General features: G+C 55.0%; 13 protein-coding genes. 9 read left to right on the top strand and 4 right to left on the bottom strand.

All coding sequences use genetic code 11. The annotated features are described in order from the left end of the window. Positions 1 to 84 precede the first annotated feature (84 nt). Entirely contained in the window at positions 85 to 1668 is a 1584-nt protein-coding gene (locus BS640_RS11825) for an ABC transporter substrate-binding protein (protein WP_225741529.1), read from the bottom strand. A 307-nt stretch (positions 1669 to 1975) separates the two neighbouring features. On the opposite strand from BS640_RS11825, the gene BS640_RS11820 reads away from it, so the two are divergent. The 8 genes from BS640_RS11820 (at position 1976) to BS640_RS11785 (ending at position 14899) form a co-directional block, all read left to right on the top strand. Continuing rightward, complete coding sequence (locus tag BS640_RS11820) at positions 1976 to 2971, top strand: GntR family transcriptional regulator (RefSeq protein ID WP_017492007.1); 996 nt, start codon at positions 1976 to 1978, stop codon at positions 2969 to 2971. Beyond that, entirely contained in the window at positions 2958 to 3653 is a 696-nt protein-coding gene (locus BS640_RS11815) for a creatininase family protein (RefSeq protein WP_017492008.1), read from the top strand. The genes BS640_RS11820 and BS640_RS11815 overlap by 14 nt, the downstream gene beginning before the upstream one ends. Positions 3654 to 3715: 62 nt before the next feature. Continuing rightward, positions 3716 to 4795 carry a ketopantoate reductase family protein gene (locus BS640_RS11810; RefSeq protein ID WP_017492009.1) on the top strand — a complete coding sequence of 360 codons (1080 nt, stop codon included), beginning with the start codon at positions 3716 to 3718 and terminating at the stop codon, positions 4793 to 4795. Beyond that, complete coding sequence (locus tag BS640_RS11805; RefSeq protein WP_017492010.1) at positions 4795 to 5559, top strand: SDR family NAD(P)-dependent oxidoreductase; 765 nt, start codon at positions 4795 to 4797, stop codon at positions 5557 to 5559. The genes BS640_RS11810 and BS640_RS11805 overlap by 1 nt, the downstream gene beginning before the upstream one ends. Before the next feature lie 254 nt (positions 5560 to 5813). After that, on the top strand, positions 5814 to 7115 hold the full coding sequence (locus tag BS640_RS11800; protein WP_017492011.1) for an MdtA/MuxA family multidrug efflux RND transporter periplasmic adaptor subunit: 1302 nt from the start codon (positions 5814 to 5816) through the stop codon (positions 7113 to 7115). Beyond that, positions 7112 to 10342, top strand: coding sequence for an efflux RND transporter permease subunit (locus BS640_RS11795; RefSeq protein ID WP_084912625.1), 3231 nt, complete (start codon positions 7112 to 7114; stop codon positions 10340 to 10342). The genes BS640_RS11800 and BS640_RS11795 overlap by 4 nt, the downstream gene beginning before the upstream one ends. Then, complete coding sequence (locus BS640_RS11790; RefSeq protein ID WP_084912624.1) at positions 10339 to 13464, top strand: multidrug efflux RND transporter permease subunit; 3126 nt, start codon at positions 10339 to 10341, stop codon at positions 13462 to 13464. The genes BS640_RS11795 and BS640_RS11790 overlap by 4 nt, the downstream gene beginning before the upstream one ends. Then, complete coding sequence (locus BS640_RS11785) at positions 13457 to 14899, top strand: efflux transporter outer membrane subunit (protein WP_017492014.1); 1443 nt, start codon at positions 13457 to 13459, stop codon at positions 14897 to 14899. The genes BS640_RS11790 and BS640_RS11785 overlap by 8 nt, the downstream gene beginning before the upstream one ends. A gap of 114 nt (positions 14900 to 15013) precedes the next feature. Here the strand turns inward: BS640_RS11785 and BS640_RS11780 are convergent, their stop codons facing one another. From BS640_RS11780 to BS640_RS11770, 3 genes are read right to left on the bottom strand one after another with little or no spacing between them, the layout of a single operon-like run. Then, on the bottom strand, positions 15014 to 16426 hold the full coding sequence (locus BS640_RS11780) for an efflux transporter outer membrane subunit (RefSeq protein ID WP_017492015.1): 1413 nt from the start codon (positions 16424 to 16426) through the stop codon (positions 15014 to 15016). Next, positions 16419 to 19568, bottom strand: a complete 3150-nt coding sequence (locus BS640_RS11775) for an efflux RND transporter permease subunit (RefSeq protein ID WP_017492016.1) — start codon at positions 19566 to 19568, stop codon at positions 16419 to 16421. The genes BS640_RS11780 and BS640_RS11775 overlap by 8 nt, the downstream gene beginning before the upstream one ends. A 10-nt stretch (positions 19569 to 19578) precedes the next feature. Continuing rightward, entirely contained in the window at positions 19579 to 20712 is a 1134-nt protein-coding gene (locus BS640_RS11770) for an efflux RND transporter periplasmic adaptor subunit (protein WP_026110545.1), read from the bottom strand. Positions 20713 to 21375: 663 nt separating this feature from the next. On the opposite strand from BS640_RS11770, the gene BS640_RS11765 reads away from it, so the two are divergent. Next, positions 21376 to 22986, top strand: coding sequence for a PTS transporter subunit EIIC (locus BS640_RS11765; protein ID WP_017492018.1), 1611 nt, complete (start codon positions 21376 to 21378; stop codon positions 22984 to 22986). Positions 22987 to 23065 lie beyond the last annotated feature (79 nt).

Genomic DNA, 23065 nt, shown 5'->3' with positions numbered 1-23065 from the left:
CTCCCAAACCCGTCATCACTGGCGCTGTAATTCAAAGGATGACAGCGCCAGGGATCAGGTTTTTACTCGGTGTAAAAAGACCCGTTACTTCTTCAGCCAGGTCTCGGTGAAGATGTTATTACCCAGCGGGATCTGCACGAAGCCCTGCACGTCTTTCTTGAGCGCGACAGGGTAGGAGCTCTCATACAGCGGAATGGTTGGACCGCTGGTGTTGTAGATATCCTGAATCTGCTTGTACTCTTCGGCGCGCTTGGCCGGATTGATTTCCTGCTGCGAGGCTTCGAACAGTTTGTCTAGCTCGTCGCTCTTCCAGCCGGAGTGCAGCGCCTGAATGTTCTTCGAGTAGGCGTAGTAGGACGTAATCTCGTTCGGATCGGCGATATCGTCGGTCCACGGCCCAATACGCGTGCTGAAGTTACCCTTGCGGAAGTTGGCGTTCAGCGTGGCGTTGTCCATCTGGTTGATGGTCAATTTGACGCCAATCTGCGCCCACATCTGTTGCAGGCCGGTGGCGATGCTCAGGCTGTCTTCGTTACCCGCCAGAATATTCATGCTGGTGCTGAAACCAGCAGGATAACCGGCCTCTTTCATCAATGCCTGCGCCTTCTCGACGTCGACCGGCCACAGAGGTTTGGTGCCTGAGTTGAGCGGGGTAGAGGTCGACATAAACGAGGTCATCGGCTTGCCGAGACCGAAGGTCACCAGCTGGATAATACCGTCTTTGTCGGTGGCATAGTTCAACGCCTCACGCACCTTCGGGTTCGCCAGCGGGTTTGGCTTGCCGTCGATTTCAGGACGGGCATTCACACTCGCTACTTCTACGCGGGTAGAGGGGAACAGCGCCATATTTATCGCCGGGTTGCCCTGTAGCTCTTTAACGCGTGAATAAGGAATAAATTCTGCGCCGTCCAGCTCGCCGGACTGTAGCTTCAGAATACGGGTGGCGTCGTCAGGGATGATTTCAAACTTGATGCTGTCGAGGTAAGGCAGCGCCTTGCCGTCCGCGCCCTTGGCCCAGTAGTACGGGTTGCGGACCAGCGTCATGGTGGAATTATGCTGCCACGACTTTAAGACAAACGGGCCGGATCCAATCGGATGTTCGGCGAATGCCGCCGCTTTGTCGTGGTCGGTCGCGCCCGGTTCCGCCTCAAACTGCTTCTCCGGCATGATAGCGGTATTGAACACCGTCAGCGCAGTCAGGATCGCCGGATCGGTATGCGACAGATGGATAACCACAGTATGCGGATCGCTTATCGTAACGTTATCGATTGCGCTGACCAGAAATTGCCACACGCCGTTGCCCGGCTTGGAGGCACGCTCAAGCGACCACTTAACGTCTTCAGCGGTAATCGGTGAGCCATCAGAGAATTTGGTGTTGGGGCGCAGGGTCAAGGTGACGCTTTTACCGTCTTCAGACAGTTTCCACGCCGTTGCCAGGCCTGGCTTGAAGCCTTTGCCGTCGTTGGTCGGTAACAGCAGCGTGTCGTAGAGATTGGATAAGATCCAGATATCGTTATTGCTTTCGTTAAGTACGGGTTCGAGGAAAATACTGTCGCCAAAGCGACCGTAGGTCAGTGTACCGCCGCGCTGTACTACCTCTGCGGCCTGGGCGGAAATCGCGTTGAGCGCGCCCGCGGCCAGTAGTGCAATTAAAGTCAATTTAGGCATAACTTTCATTACCTTGCCTCTCTGTTAGTCAGAATAAAATGTTTGTCAGGAACGACTATGCCGCCCTGAAAAACACCAGGGGCGGAGCCTGCAAAAATGGCGGTGATGATTGTGTTCTAGTTAACTAATACGATAATTGAAGCATTGGTCACAGATTGTCAATAATCAGCGCAAAAAAAATGCAACAAATGAGCTTTTGTTATTAAAGTTGGCGATTTTATCGCTATTTATTTTTTATAACATCTTGCATTGCCGTAAAAAACAGCATTATTGTATTAGCAGACCAGTACACTCATCAAGGCAGAGTATGGAATTCCACCTCGACCGTGACTCTTCAATCCCGCTGGGCGCACAGCTGCGCGGCATGATTGAATATGCGATCACCTTCGGCGCGTTAAAGCCTGGGGAGCAGCTTCCTTCGGTGAGGGAAATGGCCGACATACTCGGCGTCGCACCCATGACTGTGGCGCAGGTCTACCGCGAGCTCAAGGCGGCGGAGCTGGTCTACAGCAAGCCCGGTGCGGGCACGTTTATCGCCGATGCGTCGATGCTGGTGGGGTCTTCGGGGCTGAATCTCGACGAGCTGCATCAACATCTCGACGCGTTGATTAACTGCGGCATCCTGCTCGGTTTCAGCGCTACCGATTTAGGCGCCCTGGTCAGCAATCGCTTCAGCGAAAGGCAGCGGCAGCTGAAGAAGAAAACCGTATTTTTGATTGGTAATTTCATCGATTCGGCAAGGGATTACGCGCATTGCATTGCGGAAACGCTGGGTGAGATTGCAGTAGTAGAAGCCACAACCCTGACCGACCTGAGAAATGACGAACTGCTGCGTCAGCACGTTTCTAGTGCCGATCTGCTGTTAACCTTTGCCCACCGTCGGCGTGAGGTCAGCCAGCTGTTTCCGGGTCAGGCATTGATGAATATTAGTTTTATACCATCAGAAACCACGCGACGTTCGCTGGCCTCGCTTGAGCCGCTGACCCGCACGCTGGTGGTATCGATTTTTCCAGAGTTTACGTCGCTGATGACTCACGGCGTAGCGCGTTTTGCACCACACGTTACCCAGGTCACCGTGGTCCACCGCGATGACCCTCAGCTTGGCGAATTATTAAAAGAGACCGATGCACTGGTGTACGCCACTGGCGCTCAGGATCTCACCGCTCAGTTGAGTGAAGGGCAGATTTCTTTTGAGTACAGGCATGTTCCTGATGCAGGAGAGATTCAGCGGGTCGTCGTTCCGCTGCTGCAGCAGGAAATTTTACACGCGTCCAACACCGGGGACCGCAATGAAAATCAGTGAAATGAACTGGCAGCAGTTAGAAAGCTATTTAACCACCGACGATCGAGTGATTGTGCCGCTCGGCAGCACCGAGCAACATGCTTTGCTCAGCCTGTCGGTGGACTCGATTTTGGCAGAAAGGGTAGCATCAGAGGCCGCAGAGCCTTATGGTATTCCTGTCTTCCCCGTAATGCCCTTCGGGATGACGCCCGCGTTTAGCGACTATCCCGGCACCATCAGTCTGAGTATGCAAACCTATGTCTGTCTGCTTAACGACATTCTTAACAACCTGAAGCGTCAGGGATTTCGTCGAATTTTGTTCGTCAACGGTCACGGCGGTAACTCGCCTGCGCAGAACATTTTCAGTGAATGGATGGTCAATAATCCGGGCGTGACGGTGCAGCTGCACAACTGGTGGAATGCGCCAAAAACCTGGGAAAAAGTGATGTCCATCGACCCCGTCGCTTCACACGCTTCGTGGATGGAAAACTTCCCGTGGACGCGTTTAGCCGGCGTAACGCAGCCGGACCAGCAAAAGCCGATGGTCGATTTGGTCGCTCTGCGGAAAATGGACCCGACGCGCGCCAGGGCTTACCTCGGAGACGGCAACTACGGCGGTTACTACCAGCGGGCCGATGACGAGATGCTGGCAATCTGGCAAACCGCACTGGCTGAAATCCGCGAGGTTATTGACGCGCTGTAGGCTGCCTTTCATGAATCCACGGCGCGAGACGCGTCAAGGTTTACCTCTCGGAGGAGGAACGCATGTCAGTAGCCACTCAGCTTGAAGAAGAGAGTTACCCTGAACAGCCTCAGGCCTTGGCACCGCTGGTCATTTGGGGCGCGGGCGCCATTGGTGGTGCAATAGGCGCCTCCTTTATCGAGGCCGGACAGCCGGTGATTTTTGTCGATAATGTCGCCGAACATGTCGCCGCTATCAATCTGCACGGTCTGCGAATTACCGGCCCGATGGGCGATAAAACGGTGCATGCGCAGGCGTTTTTACCCGAGCAGCTTGAAGGTTTACATTGCGGTGTGCTGCTGGCGGTCAAGTCACACCACACCGCCGCCGCCATTCATCAGATAGCGCCCCTCCTTGCTCCTGAAGGCTACGTCGTCTCGATGCAAAACGGCCTCAACGAGCGGGTCATTGCCGACGTGATAGGTGCCGAGCGCACCGTTGGCGCATTTCTTAATTTTGGGGCAGACTTCCTCGAACCGGGCGTCATCCACCACGGTGGACGCGGTGCGGTGGTCATCGGCGAACTGGACGGAATCACCCGGCCGCGCACCGAGGCGCTTTACCGCCTCCTTCAACATTTCGACCCTGCCGCTGTTCTGACGCCCAATATCTGGGGATTCCTGTGGGCAAAAATGATTTACGGCGCGCTGCTGTTCGCCACTGCGCTCACCGACGACAGTATTGCCGACGTGCTGGCGATGCCGCGCTTTCGCCCAGTATTGACCCAGCTTGCGCGAGAAATCGGTGCAGTAGCGCATGCGCAGAACATCCTCCTGGAGGGCTTCGACGGCTTTGATCCTTCGGCGTTTCTGCCGAATGCTACGCCCGAGCACACCCAACAATCCTTTGACGACATGGTGGCGCACAATCGCCGCTCGGCAAAGTCGCATTCCGGCATCTGGCGTGATTTGGCGGTGCGTAAACGCCAGACCGAAATCGACGCGCAGATTGCTCCGGCTATCGATATCGGCATCGGCTTTAACCTGCCAATGCCGCTGACCACGCGACTGGTGCAGCTTATTCATCGGGTTGAACGCGGTGAACTGCCGCAGACCTTTGAAACGCTGGCGCGGCTTGAACTTCATGAGACGGGAACGCCTTAATGCAAAATCCCTTTGATTATTCGCACCGCACGGTGCTGGTGACCGGCGCGGCGCAAGGGTTTGGGCGTGCGATTTGTCTGGCGTTTGCCCAGCGTGGCGCGCGGGTGATTGCCTGTGATATTCAAAAACATCTTGTCGAGGAGACGGCGGCGCTGTGTGGTGAAACGGCGCTGGCGTATGAGGTCGACATTAGCTCGCCCGAGGCAATTAGCGTGCTGTTTAGCTCCCTTGAGGCGCGCCATCTGAGCGTCGATACATTGGTCAATAATGCGGGCGGTGTGGTGGGACAGCAGGGTCAGCCGCTTGAAGAGGTGACTTTTGCCCAGTGGCAGGCGATTGTCGCGGTTAATCTTAACGGGGCATTTTTGATGTCTCAGGCGGCGGTCGTGGGCATGAAAGCGCACAAGTTCGGCCGCATTATTAATATCTCGAGCCGGGCAGGGCTGGACATCAGCCTGACCGGCATTCAGGCCTACGCCAGCGCCAAGGCGGGACAGATTGGCCTGACGCGTCAGCTGGCGCATGAGCTGGGGCCGTGGAATATTACCGTCAATAATGTCGCACCCGGTTTTATCCGCAGTAATCCGTCAACGGAAAAACAGTGGGAAGCGATGGGCAGCGAAGGTCAGAAACGTCTCATCGACAATATTGCCCTCAAACGCCTCGGCGTGGCGGAAGATATCGCTCATGCGGTGCTCTATTTTGCCTCAGACTGGGCAAACTGGGTCACCGGGCAGATTCTGAGCGTCGACGGCGGAAAATAACTTTTTAAGGCTCTCCTAACGTGAGAGCCTCATCAATTATCCCCATAGTTTTTATCCCTTTAATCACAAAACGTTATCATTTACATTGTTGTGTAAAGTATCTGTCTCCACGAATCATCCGGAGATGTTTACTTGCGCAATCTTTACGTTGCCCTAAAAACAGTCTCCCTGTAAATTCTGGATAATGGACCTTTCTGGTTGAACGACCTTTTTCAGCTGTTTTCTTCCCATCACTCGTGCGAACTAAGAAATTTATGCTGCCAACTGCCACATCTCGCTCTAAAAGCCGCAAAACTTTGTGGTTTATTCTCGCTGTAATCGTACTGGCGTTCGTAGCCTGGTTCTTCATTTTTCATAAAAGTGCGTCAAAAGGCGGAGCGCCTGAGGGCAATGCACATCACCGTGGCGGTATGCGCGGCGGAATGAGAGGCGGAATGCCGGGGATGGGAGGAGGCGCAACGCCGGTGCAGGCGGGTGTCGCATCACAGGCTAATGTGCCGGTGTATTTGCGCGCGCTGGGCACCGTTGTCCCGAACGCGTCGGTTACCGTCACCAGCCAGGTGAGTGGTCAGCTGATGAAAGTCTACTTTACCGAAGGGCAAAAAGTCGAAGAAGGCCAGCTGCTGGCGCAGATTGACCCGCGCAGCTACCAGGCGACGCTCGAACAGTATCAGGGCGACCTGGCGCAGAATCAGGCGCTGGCTAAAAGTGCCGAACTGACGCTGGCTCGCTACCGTAAACTTTACGCGCAAGACTCACTGGCGCGTCAGGACCTCGAAACTCAGGAAGCGACTGCCGGGCAGTATAACGGTGCAGTCAAAGCCGATTTGGCGCAGATCAATGCGGCAAAACTTAACCTTGTCTATGCGCGCATTACCGCCCCTGTCAGCGGTCGCGTAGGCCTGCGTCTGGTTGACCCGGGCAATATCGTCAGCAGCAGTTCGACCACCGGGATTGTTACCATCACTCAGACTCAGCCGATTGCCGTGACCTTCAGTGTGCCGCAGAGCAACCTGCAAACCATCATGAAAGCGCTGCACAACGGTCAAAACTTGCCGACTACGGCTTTCGATCAGGACGGCAGCAAGGTGCTCGCACAGGGAAAGTTGCAGTTTATGAGCAACCAGATCGACACCACCACCGGCAGCGTGGAGCTTAAGGCGATATTCGACAATAAGGATGACGCGCTTTATCCGAACCAGTTCGTGAATGCGCGTCTGCAAATTGGTACGCTGGAAAACGCCACGGTAATTCCTTCTGCCGCGCTGCAGTTAAGCTCCGACGGCGACTTCGTTTATGTGGTCAAGCAGGACGGCACGGTCGTGCGGCAGGCGGTAAAAGCCGGTCCTAACTATGGCGATGACCAAATCGCCGTGCTCTCGGGTGTCACGCCGGGGCAGCAGGTGGTGACCACCGGTATTGACCGCCTTAATGACGGCACCAAGGTTCAGGTGGTCTCCGCTGACAGCATCGCGGCCGCCGCAGCCGGGACCAAGAAAACCGATAAAACCGGCGTAGACAAAGCGACTACCGGCAAAGACAGCGGGCCGAAATGAATCCATCACGCCTCTTTATCCTAAGGCCGGTCGCCACCATTCTATTGATGGTGGCCGTGCTGTTGTCAGGGATTTTCGCCTACAACATGCTTTCGACTTCGGCGCTGCCGCAGGTTGACTATCCCACGATTCAGGTTACGACGCTGTATCCGGGCGCAAGCCCTGACGTCATGGCCTCGGGGGTTACCGCACCGCTTGAGCGTCAGCTCGGGCAGATGGCTGGCCTGAGCCAGATGTACTCTACCAGTTCGACCGGCTCTTCGATTATCACCCTGAAGTTCTCGCTGGACCTGTCTCTGGACGTGGCCGAACAAGAGGTTCAGGCGGCCATCAACGCCGCAAACAGCCTGTTGCCGAGTGACTTGCCGAATCCGCCGACCTATAAAAAGGTCAACCCGGCCGACAGCGCCGTTATAACGCTGGCGGTCACCTCAGATTCTCTGCCGCTGACCAAGGTGCAGGATCTGGTCAATACCCGTATGGCGCTCAAACTGTCGCAGATTTCAGGCGTGGGTTTGGTCACGTTGGCCGGTGGACACCAGCCTGCGGTGCGCGTTCAGGTGAATCCACAGGCGCTGGCGGCACATAATTTGACGCTGGAGGATATCAACACCCTTATCAGCAACAGCAACGTCAATGGTTCGAAAGGAGGCTTCGACGGCCCGCATCACTCGATTACTATCGATGCTAACGACCAGCTGCGCACCGCCGACGAGTACGGCAACCTGATTGTGTCCTATAACACCAGCAACGGCGCCGCCCTGCGTCTGCGCGATATCGCGACGCTGAGTGAAGCGCCGGAGAACCAGTATCTCTCCGCGTGGGCCAACAACAAACCGGCAATCATCATCAACGTGCAGCGTCAACCGGGTGCCAACGTTATTTCGGTGGTCGATGACATCAAGGCACAGCTGCCTAAACTGCAGGCGGCACTGCCGGACTCTGTCAAAGTCAGCATTATTTCTGACCGCACGCAGACCATTCGTGCCTCAATCAGTGACGTGCAGTTCGAACTGTTGCTGTCGATAGCGCTGGTTGTGATGGTGACCTTCCTGTTCTTGCGCAACGTTGCCGCGACGCTTATCCCGAGCGTCGCCGTCCCCCTCTCGCTGGTTGGCACCTTCGGCGTGATGTACCTGTGCGGATTCAGCCTCAATAACCTGTCGCTGATGGCCTTGACCATCGCGACCGGCTTCGTTATTGATGACGCCATCGTGGTGGTCGAGAATATCTCTCGACGACTCGAAGAGGGCGAAACGCCGATGCAGGCGGCGCTGAAAGGCTCGCAGCAGATTGGTTTTACCATCATCTCACTGACTTTCTCACTGATTGCCGTACTGATCCCACTGCTGTTTATGGGCGACGTGGTCGGTCGTCTGTTCCGCGAGTTTGCGATTACGCTGGCGGTGTCGATTATCGTGTCGATGCTGGTCTCGCTGACGCTGACGCCAATGCTGTGTGCCTACCTTCTTCGTCATATTCCGGAAGAGAAACAGAGCAAGTTTTACCGTAAGGGCGGGCAGGTATTTGACAAACTGATTGCCGGTTACGACCGCATGCTGACCGTGGTGCTTAATCATCAGCGTTTAACGCTGTTGGTCGCGCTGGCGACGCTGGTTTTAACCGGTCTGCTGTACCTTATCGTGCCGAAAGGATTCTTCCCGTCGCAGGATACCGGCCTGATTCAGGGGATAACGATGGCCTCGCAGGACGTTTCGTTCAGCGAAATGGGCCGCAGGCAGCAGGCACTGGCTGAAATTATTCTCAAGGATAAAGACGTCGAGAGCGTGGCATCGACCATCGGCGTTGACGGTAATAACACCAGCCTGAACAGCGGTCGCTTGCAGATTAACCTCAAACCGATTGCCGATCGCGACGATCGTGCCCCGGCAGTGATTGCGCGCCTGAAGCAGGAAACGGCCTCGGTTGCGGGCATCCAGCTTTATTTGCAGGCCTCGCAGGACCTGACCGTCGACGACCAGGTTACGCCGAGCCAGTATCAGTTCATGCTCTCGGATACCGACAGCACTAATCTGGTGAGCTGGACGCCTAAACTGCTCGATAAACTCAGCCAACAGCCGGAATTTAACAGCGTGGTCAGTAACCTGCAGCAGCAGGGGCAGGTCGCCTATGTTGATCTCGACCGCGATGCGGCTTCCCGCTACGGCATTACCGCGTCGGACGTCGATACCGCGCTGTACAACGCGTTTGGTCAGCGTCTGGTGTCGACTATCTTTACCCAGGCGAACCAGTATCGCGTCGTGCTGGAAGTCGCGCCGAAGTATCAGCAGTCACCGGATTCGTTTAACGATATTTATCTGGCAGGCAGCAACAGTTCCAGCAGCTCGAGTTCTAGCTCGTCAAACTCCAGCAGCAGCTCAAGTTCGAGCAGTTCAAGCTCTGACAGCAGTTCGAGCACCAGCAGCACCAGTTCGACCACCACCTCTTCGTCAAGTACGCCAACCCCGATGGTGAAGCTGACCTCGATTGCCAGCATTCATATGCGCACCGGCGCACTGTTACAGGCGCGTTTGAACCAGATGCCGGCGGTGACGGTTTCGTTTAACCTCAACGACGGTTACTCGATTGAACAGGCGCAGGAAGCTATCAAGAAGACCAGTGAAGAGATTGGTCTGCCCGAGAGTATCAGCCTGAGTTATCAGGGAGCTGCCGCCTCGTTTGAAAGCGCTACCGGCAACACGCTGTGGCTGATTTTGGCCGCGCTGCTGACGATGTATGTGGTGCTGGGTATCCTGTATGAAAGCTTTATTCACCCGGTCACCATCCTGTCCACGCTGCCGTCGGCGGCGGTGGGAGCGCTGCTTTCACTGCTGTTTGCCAACACCGAGTTCAGCCTGATAGCGCTCATCGGCGTGATATTGCTGATCGGTATCGTGAAAAAGAACGCCATTATGATGATCGACTTTGCGCTGGAGGCGGAACATAAGCAGCATCTGTCGCCACGCGATGCGATTCATCAGGCCTGCCTGCTGCGTTTCCGCCCGATTCTGATGACTACCATGGCGGCGCTGATTGGCGCGCTGCCGCTGATGCTCGCGAGCGGCAGCGGGGCCGAGCTGCGTCAGCCGCTGGGTCTGGTTATCGTCGGTGGGCTTATCTTCAGCCAGGTACTGACGCTGTTCTCTACGCCGGTTATTTATCTGATGTTTGACCGACTGGCTACGCGCTGGCGTCCTGCCCGCCGTAAAGTACAGGAACAGGAATGAATATTTCCCGCTTCTTTATTTTCCGACCGGTGGCTACGCTGCTGGTAACCCTGGCCATCGTGCTGCTGGGGTTGCTGGGCTATAACCTGCTGCCTGTGGCGCCTTTGCCGCAGGTGGATTTCCCGACGGTGATGGTCTCGGCCAGCCTGCCGGGTGCCAGCCCGGAAACCATGGCTGCCACGGTTGCTACACCGCTCGAGAGGGCGTTGGGGACCATCGCGGGCGTCACTGAAATGACCTCGTCAAGCTCGCAGGGTTCGACGCGGATAGTGCTACAGTTTGACCTGGATCGCGACATCAACGGCGCGGCGCGTGACGTGCAGGCGGCTATCAATGCCTCGCGATCTCTGCTTCCCAGCAGCATGCCTTCATTGCCGACCTACCGTAAGGCAAACCCGGCCGATGCGCCGATTATCATGCTGGCGTTGACCTCAGCCACGCGCAGCAACGGCGAGCTGTACGACATTGCGTCGAGTCAATTGCAGCAAAAGATTGCCCAGATTAACGGCGTAGGGCAGGTTTCACTGACCGGGAGTGCTTTGCCCGGTGTGCGCATCGACCTGCGTCCGCAGGCGATCAGTTCTTATGGGATCTCGCTCGATACTATCCGTACCGCGATAGCCGACAGCACCACCAACCTGCCGAAGGGCGTATTGCAGGGCAACGGTCAGTCGTGGATGGTGGAAGGGAACGGTCAGCAGAGCACCGCAGCCCAGTACCGTCGCCTGATTGTGACCTATAAGAACGGCACCGCCATTCGTCTGAGCGATATCGCCAACGTGTATGATTCTGTGGAAGACAAGTACAACGTCGGCTACTTCAACGGCATGCCGTCGGTGATGATTGCGGTTACCCGTCAGGCCGGTGCCAACATGCTTGATACCATCGACGCCATCAAGGCCGCATTGCCAGAGATGGAGCACGAACTGCCGGGAGACGTAAAACTTAACCTCGGACTAGACCGTTCTCCCACCGTCTCTGAGTCACTGCGCGACACAGAGAAAACGCTGCTTGAAGCCACACTGTTGGTAATTGCCGTGGTATTTGTGTTCCTGCGTAATATTCGTGCTGTGTTGATCCCCGCGCTGGCATTGCCGGTTTCACTGATCAGCACCTGCTCCATCATGTACCTGCTGGGTTACAGCCTCGATAACCTGTCGCTGATGGCGTTGATTATCGCAACGGGATTCGTGGTCGATGATGCCATCGTGGTGCTTGAGAACATTACCCGGCATATTGAAGAGGGCTTGAGTCCCGTCAGAGCGGCGATTCGCGGTGCGGGCGAGGTCGGTTTTACCGTGCTTTCAATGACGCTGTCGTTGATCGCGGTATTTATTCCGATTTTGCTAATGGGCAGTATCGTTGGGCGGCTGTTCCGTGAATTTGCCGTCACGTTGTCTATCTCTCTGGTCATCTCGATGCTGGTGTCGCTGACGCTGACGCCAATGCTCTGCGCCCGCTTCCTGCGCCGCAGGCCGCCGGTAGAGAAACGCCAACCCCGTATCTATATGTTGATTGAGCGCTGGCTGAATAAGCTGTTGCAAGCTTACTCGCGCGGATTGAATTGGGTGATGCGTCATCAACTGTTAACGATGTTTGTTCTGTTGCTTACGGTTGCGCTTAACTTCTATCTCTATACCGTGGTTGAGAAAGGCTTCTTCCCGGAGCAGGATACCGGCATGGTGTTTGGGATGCTGCGCGCGGACCAGAACACGTCGTTCCAGTCTATTCAGCCACAGATGATCAACTACGCCAAAATTATCCAGCATGACCCCGATGTCGTGGCGGTAATGAGCTCGGCGGGCAGCGGCGGTTTCGGTTCACGTAATACCGCTAACTTTTTCATACGCCTGAAAGATTTTGATCAGCGCAAATCCACGGCCAACCAGATTGCCAACCGCATCATGATGGAAACCTCCAAGTTGCCCGGTTCGCAGCTGTTCCTGATGGCGGCACAGGATTTACGTATCGGTGGCCGTAGCGCGAATGCGGAATATCAGTACAGCCTACAGGCTGACGATCTAAACCTGCTGCGCGAGTGGGGGCCGAAAGTGAAGGCCGCGCTGACGGCACTGCCAGAGCTGACGGGCGTCGACTCTGATGCCCAGACAGGCGGTCAGGAAGTGATGCTAAACATCGACCGCGATAAAGCGACGCGCCTTGGTGTGAACGTTAAAACCATTGACGCAATGCTCAATAACGCCTTTGCGCAGCGTCAGGTGGCGACCATCTACAAGACGCTGAACCAGTATCACGTGGTGATGTACCTGACGCCGGACTTTACCAGCGATCCTGACGTATTGAACCAGATGTATGTGATAACCAGCGGTGGAAACCAGGTCCCACTCTCTGCGTTTGCTACCTTTAGTAGCGCCAATGCGCCTCTGTCAGTGGCGCATCAGGGGCAGATGGCAACCACTACGCTGGCGTTTAACCTGGCCGACGGCGTGTCCATTGAGCAGGCGCAGGCCGCCATCAAGACGGCGATGGCGCAAATTGCTCTGCCGGATACCATTCAGGCGGGTTATGCGGGCACGGCGCAGGCATTCCAGGCGCTGGCACAGCAGATGCCGTGGCTGATTCTGGCTGCGCTGGCCGCGGTGTATATTGTGCTCGGCATGCTGTATGAGAGCTATATCCACCCGCTGACTATCCTTTCTACGCTGCCTTCTGCGGGGCTCGGTGCGCTGTTGCTGATGCTGATAACCAATACGCAGCTTACGGTGATAGCCCTCATCGGTATCCTGCTGTTGATAGGTATCGTGAAGAAGAACGCGATTATGATGATCGACTTCGCGCTGGACGCCGAGCGTAGGCTGGGGCTCACGCCGCAGCAGGCGATCGTTCAGGCCTGTCTGATGCGATTCCGTCCGATCATGATGACTACGCTGGCGGCGTTTTTTGGTGCTCTGCCTCTGGCGCTGGGCAGCGGGGGGGACGCCGACTTGCGCAGCCCGCTCGGGTTGGCGATTGCGGGGGGGCTGGCATTGAGTCAGGTTCTGACGCTGTTCACCACGCCGGTGGTGTATTTGTATATGGATAGAAGCAGTCGTGCGACCAAGCGTTTGTGGGCGCGTATTCGTCCGCACCACACGCCAACTGGAGCGCAGGATCATGAATAATAGTTATCTCAATAAAGTGAAGCCGGTGATGACAAGTCCTAAAGCAGGTTCAATAGCGTTTCGTCTGGCTCCGCTGGCGCTGGCATTGATGGTCGTCGGCTGTGCCGTCGGCCCTGATTATCATCGTCCTGCGGTTACCATGCCGACCGAGTTCAAAGAGGCCAAAGGCTGGACCGCGGCCGCGCCGAAAGAGAATCAGACCAAGGGTGACTGGTGGGCGGTTTATCAGGACCCCCAGCTCTCCTCTCTGATGAGTCAGGTGCAGATTTCCAACCAGAACGTTGCTCAGTACGCCGCGCAGTACCGTGAGGCGCAGGCATTGGTGACGCAGGCGAGGGCGGAGCTGTTCCCACAGGTGACGGCAACGGTCGACAGTACCCGCAGCGGCACGGCGACAACCACCAGCAATCAGCACTCCGCCGAGCTTGGGGCAAGCTGGGAGCTCGACATCTGGGGCAAGCTGCGCCGCACCGAGGAAGAGCAGAAGGCCAATGCGCAGGCCAGCGCGGCAGACCTAGCCAACGCCACCTTGAGCGCACAGTCTGAGCTGGCGCAGGACTACTTTCAGCTGCGCGTGATGGATGCACAAATTGCGCTGTATGAGCAGAGTATTCAGGCCTATCAGCGCTATTTGACCGTGATTCAGAATCAGTATACCGGCGGCAACACCTCGCGTGCGACTCTGGCGCAGGCGCAGACGCAGCTTGAAAGCACTAAGGCCTCGGCGCTGCAGCTCCAGTGGGAACGTGCGCAGCTCGAGCACGCTATCGCTATTCTTATCGGCAGGCCTCCGGCGCAGTTCAGCCTGGCGGCCGAGCCTATCAAGTTCACGCTGCCGGCCATTCCGGCTGGGTTGCCTTCTCAGCTGTTGCAGCGTCGTCCAGACATTGCGGCGGCCGAGCGCACCATGGCGTCGGCCAACGCTGCCGTGGGCGTGGCGACCGCTGCCTATTATCCTGACATCACCCTGAGCGCATCGGGTGGTTTCAGCAGCTCGGTGCTACACAACCTGTTCTCACTGCCAAACCGCGTCTGGTCACTGGGACCTGAGCTCAGCCAGACGGTGCTCGATTTCGGCGCTACGCGCGGCAAGGTGGCTGAGGCTGCGGCGACTTACGATGCGGACGTCGCGTCTTATCGTCAGACCGTGCTGACCGCCATGGGAGAAGTTGAGGATTATCTGGTTGAACTGCGCGTGATTGACAGCCAGATGGTGGCGCAGAAGAACGCCGCGGACTCTGCCAAGGAGTCTGCGCGGGTGACCTACAATCAGTATCAGGCGGGGATGATCGATTATCTTGACGTTGCCACTACGGAAAACACCAGCCTGACGCAGCAGCAAAGCGTTCTGTCGTTGCTCAGTACGCAGATGGTCACCAGCGTGAAACTCATCGCCGCGCTAGGCGGTGGATGGCAAGCCCCGGACGAGAAATAATCCCGATAAAAAACGCCCGCCGAGGCTGGCGTTTAGCGCTCAGGGGAAATAAAAAAAGGCCGCAACGTTATCCGTTGCGGCCTTTTTTACAGGCTTAACAGCCAAGTGGAAGGATTATTTCTTCCAACCGCCGCCCAGTGCCTTGAACAGCGTGATGTCGGAGTTCAACTGAGCCAGCTTGACCGAAATCAGCGTCTGCTGCGCTGCGTACAGGGAACGCTGTGCAACCAGCACGCTCAGGTAGTTGTCTACGCCGCCTTTGAAGCGCTGCTGCGACAGGTCGTAGTTGCGCTGGTTGGCGTCGGTAGCCTGTTGAACAGATTTCAACTGGTTGCTGTAGGTTGCCTGACCTGCCAGACCGTCAGAAACCTCTTTGAAGGCCGTCTGAATCGCTTTCTCATAGTTAGCGATCTCGATTTTCTTCTCGGTTTTTGCGATATCCAGGTTCGCGCTGTTCACGCCGCCGTCAAAGATAGGAATACTGATTGACGGGCCGAATGACCAAGCGCCTGTGCCGCCCCTGAACAGATTGCTCAGGCTTCCGCTCTCGGTACCGGCAGAACCGGTCAGAGAGATGCGCGGGAAGAAGGCGGCACGTGCTGCACCGATGTTGGCGTTAGCCGCTTTCAGCGTATGCTCGGCTGCGATGATGTCCGGACGACGCGTCAACAAGTCTGAAGGCAGACCTGCTGGCGTTTGCGGGAAGTTCCAGTTGTCTTTCAGGCTAGCATTTTGCAGCAGGTTGACTGGGATCTCGGTACCGACCAGCAGAGTCAGGGCGTTTACGTCCTGACGAACCTGACGGGTGTACTGGGCGATATCAGCCTGTGCACTGCGTACGGTGGTTTCTGCCTGCGCCAGGTCCTGCGAGTTACTCACGCCCTGATCGAAGCTACGCTTGGTCAGGTTGTAAGAATCGGTCTGGCTTTTGGCCGTATCGATAGCCAGCTTCAGCAAGTCGTTATCCGCCGCCAGGCTCAGATAGCCTTCTGCCACTTCCGACACCAGCGTGATTTGCGTTGCACGCTGAGTCGCTGCCGTAGCCAGGTAGGTCTCGAGACCCTGGTCACGCAGGCTGCGTACGCGGCCAAACAGGTCGAGCTCGTAGGCGCTGACGCCCACGCCCGCCGAGTAATCACGGTAGGTTACCGGACCGGTAGACTGCGTTGAGTATAGGCCGCCCGGCAGGTGCGTTGCGGTTTCACCGCCCGTTGCATCCAGCGTCGGCAGCAGGGCTGCACGGTCAATCTGGAAGGTTGCACGCGCCGTTTCAACGTTTAATGCCGCGACCCGAAGGTCGCGGTTGTTTGCCAGAGCTAAAGTAATCACCTGCTTCATATCAGGCTGATTAAAGAACTGACTCCAGCCGATATCCTGTACCTTCCCAGCGTCAACGCCTTTGCTGGTCGTCCAGTCACTGGCAACCGGCAACGCCGGTCGCTCGTACTTGGGCTCCATGGTACAGCCGGCTAATATAGTCAGTGTCAGCGCCGAGAAGAGGGGCAGCGCAAAACGTGGTTTATTCATGGTTCGAAACCTCAGTATCTAAAAGCGGCTTATCTTGTTTTTTTGACTTACGGGTAAATAGGTTGACCACGACCACGTAGAACATAGGAACAAAGAAAATCGCCAGGAATGTTGCTGTTATCATCCCACCGACTACCGCAGTACCGATTGAGTGCTGGCTACCAGAACCTGCGCCATGCGAAATGGTCAGCGGTATTACACCCAGGATAAACGCCATCGAGGTCATAATAATTGGCCTGATACGCAGTTTAGCTGCTTCGATTGCTGCTTCGGTGATCGACCTTCCCTCTTTTTCGTGTAGCTCCTTGGCAAACTCAACAATAAGTATGGCGTTTTTAGCCGCCAGACCCACCGTCGTCAATAGGCCTACCTGGAAGAAGACGTCGTTGGACAATCCACGGAGTAGTACTGCACCGATAGTACCCAGTATACCCAATGGGACCACTAGGATGACAGAGAATGGAATTGACCAACTCTCATATAGTGCTGCCAGACACAAGAACACCACGATAATTGACAGTGTATACAGGGCAGGGGTTTGAGAACCTGCCGCCTGTTCTTCGTATGACAAACCGTGCCATGCAATCTTGAAGCCTGGTGGCAGTTTTTTGGCAATATCGAGCACCGCCTGAGTTGCATCACCCGAGCTGTAACCCGGTGCTGGTGAACCCAGGATCTCTACGGAGGAGACGCCGTTGAAGCGTTCGAAACGAGGAGAGCCGTATACCCATTTGCCTTTACCAAAGGCTGACCATGGCACCATCTGACCCGCGCTGTTGCGGAAGTACCATTTGTTCAGATCTTCAGGCGTGACGCGCGAAGCTGAACGACCCTGCATGTACACTTTCTTAACGCGGTCATTGAACATGAACTGGTTAATGTAGGTTGAACCCCACACCGCAGACAGCGTGGCGTTGATGTCGCTCAGGCTCAGGCCAAGCGCCTGTGCACGTTCGTCATCAATTTCCAGCTGGTACTGAGGTTCATCTTCCATGCCGTTAGGACGTGTCGCCATCAGGCGTTTGTCTTGTGAAGCCATGCCAAGGAACTGGTTACGTGCGGCCATCAATGCTGCGTGACCCTGCGCGTTGGTATCTTCGAGATAGAAGTCGAAACCGGTGGCGTTACCCAACTCCAGAACGGCTGGCGGCACGAAGGCGAACACCTTGGCGTCTTTCAGCGTAGCGAAGTGAGCCATCGCGCGGTTGGCAATCGACTGCACGCTGTTTTGCGTACCCGGTCGGTCATCCCAGCTCTTCAGAGAAACGAAGCCGATACCGACGTTCTGACCACGACCGGCGAAGCTGAAGCCGTTGGCGGTAAACACGGAAACGATGTTGGCTTTCTCGTTCTTCTGGAAGTAATCACGCACGTCGTCCAACACCGCCTGAGTACGTTCGGCAGAGGCGTTGGCTGGCAACGTCGCCTGTACGAACAGGATGCCCTGGTCTTCGTCCGGCAGGAAGGTCGTTGGAACGCGAGTAAACATGTAACCCATCACCACAACGATAACCAGATAAATACACATGAACAGGCGACGACGGGAAATAACGCCCGCAACGCTTGAGGTGTATTTAGCCGCGCCTTTATCAAAGTTACGGTTAAACCAGCCGGCAAAACCGGTGGTTTTATGGTCTTCAGAACCTTGTTTAATAATGGTGGCACACAGCGCCGGAGTAAAGATAAGCGCCATCAGTACCGACAGGGCCATCGCCGAAACGATAGTTATCGAGAACTGACGATAGATAATACCGGTTGAACCCGCGAAGAAGGCCATCGGGATCAATACGGCAGACAGCACCAGGGCAATACCGAACAGCGCGCCTTGAATCTGCGACATCGACTTGATGGTCGCTTCCTTCGGCGGCAGTTTTTCCTCATGCATGATACGTTCGACGTTCTCGACCACCACGATGGCGTCATCCACCAACAGGCCGATGGCGAGTACCATCCCGAACATCGTCAGGGTGTTTATCGAGAAGCCAAATGCATTAAGCAGACCGAAAGTACCCAACAGAACAACGGGCACAACCAACGTGGTTACCAGCGTTGCGCGCAGGTTTTGCAGGAACAGCAACATCACGAAGAAGACCAGGATGATCGCTTCAATCAGGGTTTTCACCACTTCATGAATCGATGCACTCACCACCGGTGAGGTCTGGTATGGATACACAACTTCTACGCCTTGCGGCAGTGATGACTTCAGGTTGTCGATCGTCGCTTTAACCGCGTTAGCGGTATCCAGCACGTTTGCACCGGTTGCCAGACGCAGGGCAATACCTGTCGCCGGGCTGCCGTTGTAAGCCCCCGCAATCGAGTAGCTTTCAGGGCCGAGATCAATGTTAGCAATGTCTTTCAGGCGAACCTGAGAGCCGTCCGCATTCACTTTCAGCAGCACGTTTTGGAACTGTTTAACGCTGGTAAAACGAGTTTTACCGATGATGGTGGCGTTAAGTTTTGAATCTTTAATCGTTGGCAGACCGCCGAGTGAACCCGAAGAAACCTGAACGTTCTGTGCAGAAATCGCGGTAGTCACATCGCTTGGAACCAGCGAGTACTTATACATCTTGGCCGGATCCAGCCAGATACGCATCGCGTATTCTGAGCCGAATACCTGGAAGTCACCCACGCCTTTAGTACGAACGATAGGGTCTTCCAGCTTGGTCACCAACAGGTTACCCAGGTCGGAGTTGCTCATCTTGCCGTCGGTAGACGCCAGACCGACAACCAGCATGAAGTTCTGCTGATATTTGGCAACGCGGATACCCTGGTCGACCACTTCGCTAGGAAGCTGGGATTCGGCCAGTGAAACCTTGTTCTGAACCTGAACCTGCGCGATGTCCGGATCGGTACCCTGATCGAAGGTCACGATGATGGTGGCACTACCGTCGCTGGCACTTTGCGATTCGATGTAGCGCAGGCCATCAAGACCATTCAGCTGTTGTTCGATAACCTGAACCACAGTGTTCTGGGTCGTCTCTGCGGAGGCACCTGGATAGGTTACGGCAACAGAGATGGCTGGCGGCGCAATGTTTGGGTACTGGTTAACAGGCAATTTCATTATCGATAGCGCACCGGCTATCATAATGACAATCGCGACCACCCAGGCAAATATCGGGCGGTTAATAAAGAAAGTAGACATCTGTGTTCCTCTATTGCGCGGATGGGTCAGTCATTGACAGATTTGCGTCCACTTTAGGTTCGGCGGCCTTGCGTTCGCTGCCGTTAACTTTGGCTCCTGGGCGAACGTTTTGCAGTCCGTCAGTGATGACTTTATCGCCTGCACTCAAGCCTGAAGTGACCAACCAGTTACCAGACATCATTGGACCTGTGGTGATGTCACGCTCTTCAACGGTGTTATTTGCGTTAACAATGTAGACGTAAGGCTTGCCTTTGTTGTTGTGCATAATAGCTTCCTGAGGCGCCAGAATACCGTTCTGGTCAACCGCCTGACTCAGCGTTGCGTGAACAAACATTCCCGGCAGCAGGACATCATCCGGGTTAGGGAATGACGCACGCAGCGTAACGGAACCTGTTCCTTCGTCCACGGTGACTTCGGAGAATTCCAGTTTACCTGGCAGGCTGTATTGGCTACCGTCTTCAAGAGTCAGCTGAACTTTGGCCGCGTTAGCACCGGCTGACGCCAGTTTGCCTTCCGCGAGGGCGCGACGCAGGTTAAGCAAATTGATAGAAGATTCACTCACGTCAACATAGATTGGGTTCAACTGGCTGATTGTCGCCAGATCGGTCGTCTGACCGCTGGTTACCAGTGCACCTTCGGTAACCGAAGAACGACCGATGTGACCGGTAATTGGCGCATAAACCTTGGTGTATTGCAGGTTAACGCGTGCGGTCTCGAGATCGGCAGCGGCTTCGCCGGTGGCGGCGACAGCATCGTCATAAACCTGACGGCTGACGGCGTTGGAAGAGACCAGACCTTTGTAGCGGGATGAGGTCGCAGCAGCGCTTTTATAAGTCGCAAGCGCTTTATCATATGCGGCCTGATAAGTTGCAGGGTCAATCTGATAAAGCTGTTGACCGGCTTTGACTTCGCTACCTTCAACAAAGGTACGCTTCAGGATGACGCCGCTGACCTGAGGGCGAACTTCGGCGGTTTTCACTGCATCGGTTCTACCAGGCAGACTGGTTGTCAAGGTAACGGGTTTTGATTGTAGGGTGACATATTCAACAGCAGGAGCTGGAGCAGCGGCTTGCGGGGCCGAACTTGACCCGTCACAAGCGGAAAGCAGTAGCACAGTACTGACAGAAAGAACCTTCAGGCGCATAGAATTCACTCTCTTAGGGGGGTTGAGAACAATCATTCTCAATAAGTCCCCCACTATACGAGAGGAGACCCATTCACTCTGTAAGCATTTGGTTGTTAGATATTGCTAAATGTTTCAAAAATTCATGACTATAAAAGTCAAACGCATCAGTGACTTTTGTGTACAAAGGCGTCTTTTTGGGTTTAAAAACTAATAGTTGGCTAGTAGTAACATTGTAAACTGCTTGGGTGGTACTTCACGGAAGGAAATTCTGTTTTAAAAAATTTGCACATATTCAAAAAAGTATGATCTTGATCAAAGTGAGACATACTTTTTAACAGTGACTTTACTCTAAATCTCTGCGGATATCAGATGAATGCCGTTAACGTAGCAGGCGAGAGCGAGCAGTTCTCACATTTGCATTGTTGCAGCCGAGGGTTTAAACCCGGTATATCGCAACCCAACGCCCACTGTCCGATGTGGGCTTTTTTTCGTCCCAATTTCGAACAAAATCTCATTGTCATAATCCTGATAACACTAGAGCTACATTGTAGCCTCATTTCGATTTGTTAACAAACTGTGATCTTATTCATAGTCCTGAACGCTTTGTCTATACAGCTATACATTATCCGCCTTTACTCAAGGTTGAGTGTTTTTTGAACTCTGCCATTGAGGGAAAAGCAGATGATAAATCTGGGAAGCAAAATTCATGATTTAGGCAAGGCGCTAATGACGCCTATCTCCGTTATTGCTGCGGCGGGTATCTTTCTTGGGCTGGCTTCGGCATTACAAAACCCGAACGTGACGGGAGATACCTTCACCCATGTCAGGATGCTACAACTGGTCATCGGCTTCATTCGACAGGTTTCCAGTGCGCTGTTTGCAAACCTGCCGGTGTTTTTTGCCGTCGCCACCGCGATGGGACTCGCCAATGCAGAGAAGGCGACCGCCGCCTTTTCCGCAGTGATCGGTTTCATCGGCATGCACGTCGGCATTAACTACAGCCTGTTAGCGCAAAATATTACCCCTGAAACGACCCGCGTCGCATACCTTACCGCACAGGGTATGCCCAACAGCCAGGCGCTTATCTATGCGTCTGAATTCACCAACATGCTCGGCATCTTCACCTACAACATGAGCGTGCTCGGTGGGGTGCTGGTCGGGCTTATCACTATGTTCCTGCACAACCGTTTCTACACCATCGTATTGCCCACCGCGGTGGCCTTTTTCGGCGGAAGGCGTTTTGTGCCGATCGTGACCATTGTCGTTTTGCCGGTGGTCGGTGTGCTGGTGTCGCTGGTATGGCCATCTATTGCTCTTGGGATTCAGTGGGTCGGTGAGCTGATTGGCCGCACGGGCGAGGTGGGGACCTTTATCTATGCCACCTCGGAGCGTCTGCTTATTCCAACCGGTCTGCATCATATTATCAATGAAACGGTTCGCTTCACTCCGCTTGGCGGCGTCGCCACCGTCGATAATCAAAGCGTGGTCGGCGCGCTGAATATTTTTAATGCCTCCCTGTCTCACCCGGGGGCCGTTAGCGATGAAGTGACACGTCAGGCAACACGCTTCCTGGCGCAGGGTAAAATCCCGGTGATGATGTTTGGTTTGCCCGCCGCCGCGCTTGCCATGTACCAATGCGCCAAGCCTGAGCATAAGGCGCGCGTCAAAGCCCTGATGTTGGCGGGGGCGTTGGCCTCTTTCACTACCGGTATCACCGAGCCGCTGGAGTTTTGCTTTATCTTCGTCTCACCGGTGCTTTATTTGCTGCACGCAGTGTTGACCGGGATTTCTTTTGTGCTGATGCAACTGCTGCAAGTGATGATCGGTAATGTGCAGGGTGGGGCGATCGACTGGGTGATTTTCGGCATCCTCGGTGGCACAAAAACCCACTGGTGGTATCCGCTTATTCTGGGACTTTTCTACGCGCCGCTTTATTACTTCTCGTTCCGTTGGGTCATTACCCGCATGCAGGTCAAGACGCCGGGCCGTGAGGATGAAAGTGAGGATATGCCATCGTCATCGGTGCCTTCCACCGCTACCGCGCAGACCGGCAGCGAGAAAACCACTAACATCATCAAGGGCCTCGGCGGGGAAGGCAACATCGACAGCGTCGATTGCTGCTTTACGCGACTGAGAGTGAAAGTCAAAGATATGTCGCAGGTGGTGGATAAAACGCTAATGACCACTGGCGCGATGGGCGTTAAGCGCGTGACGCAAAACGACGTGCACGTTATTTATGGTCCACAGGTCGAAAAAATTGCCAATGATGTGAAGATCGAGCTCGCGAGTTAATTGTTTCGTTAATTAAGTTTAATATAAACCGCTCATAAATTAGCTTGAGCGGTTTTTTTTGTTTTTAGGTAGTGGTAGT

The organism is Rouxiella badensis (assembly GCF_002093665.1).
GTDB classification, from domain to species: domain Bacteria; phylum Pseudomonadota; class Gammaproteobacteria; order Enterobacterales; family Enterobacteriaceae; genus Rouxiella; species Rouxiella badensis.
This window is presented reverse-complemented; position numbering and strand designations above follow the sequence as displayed.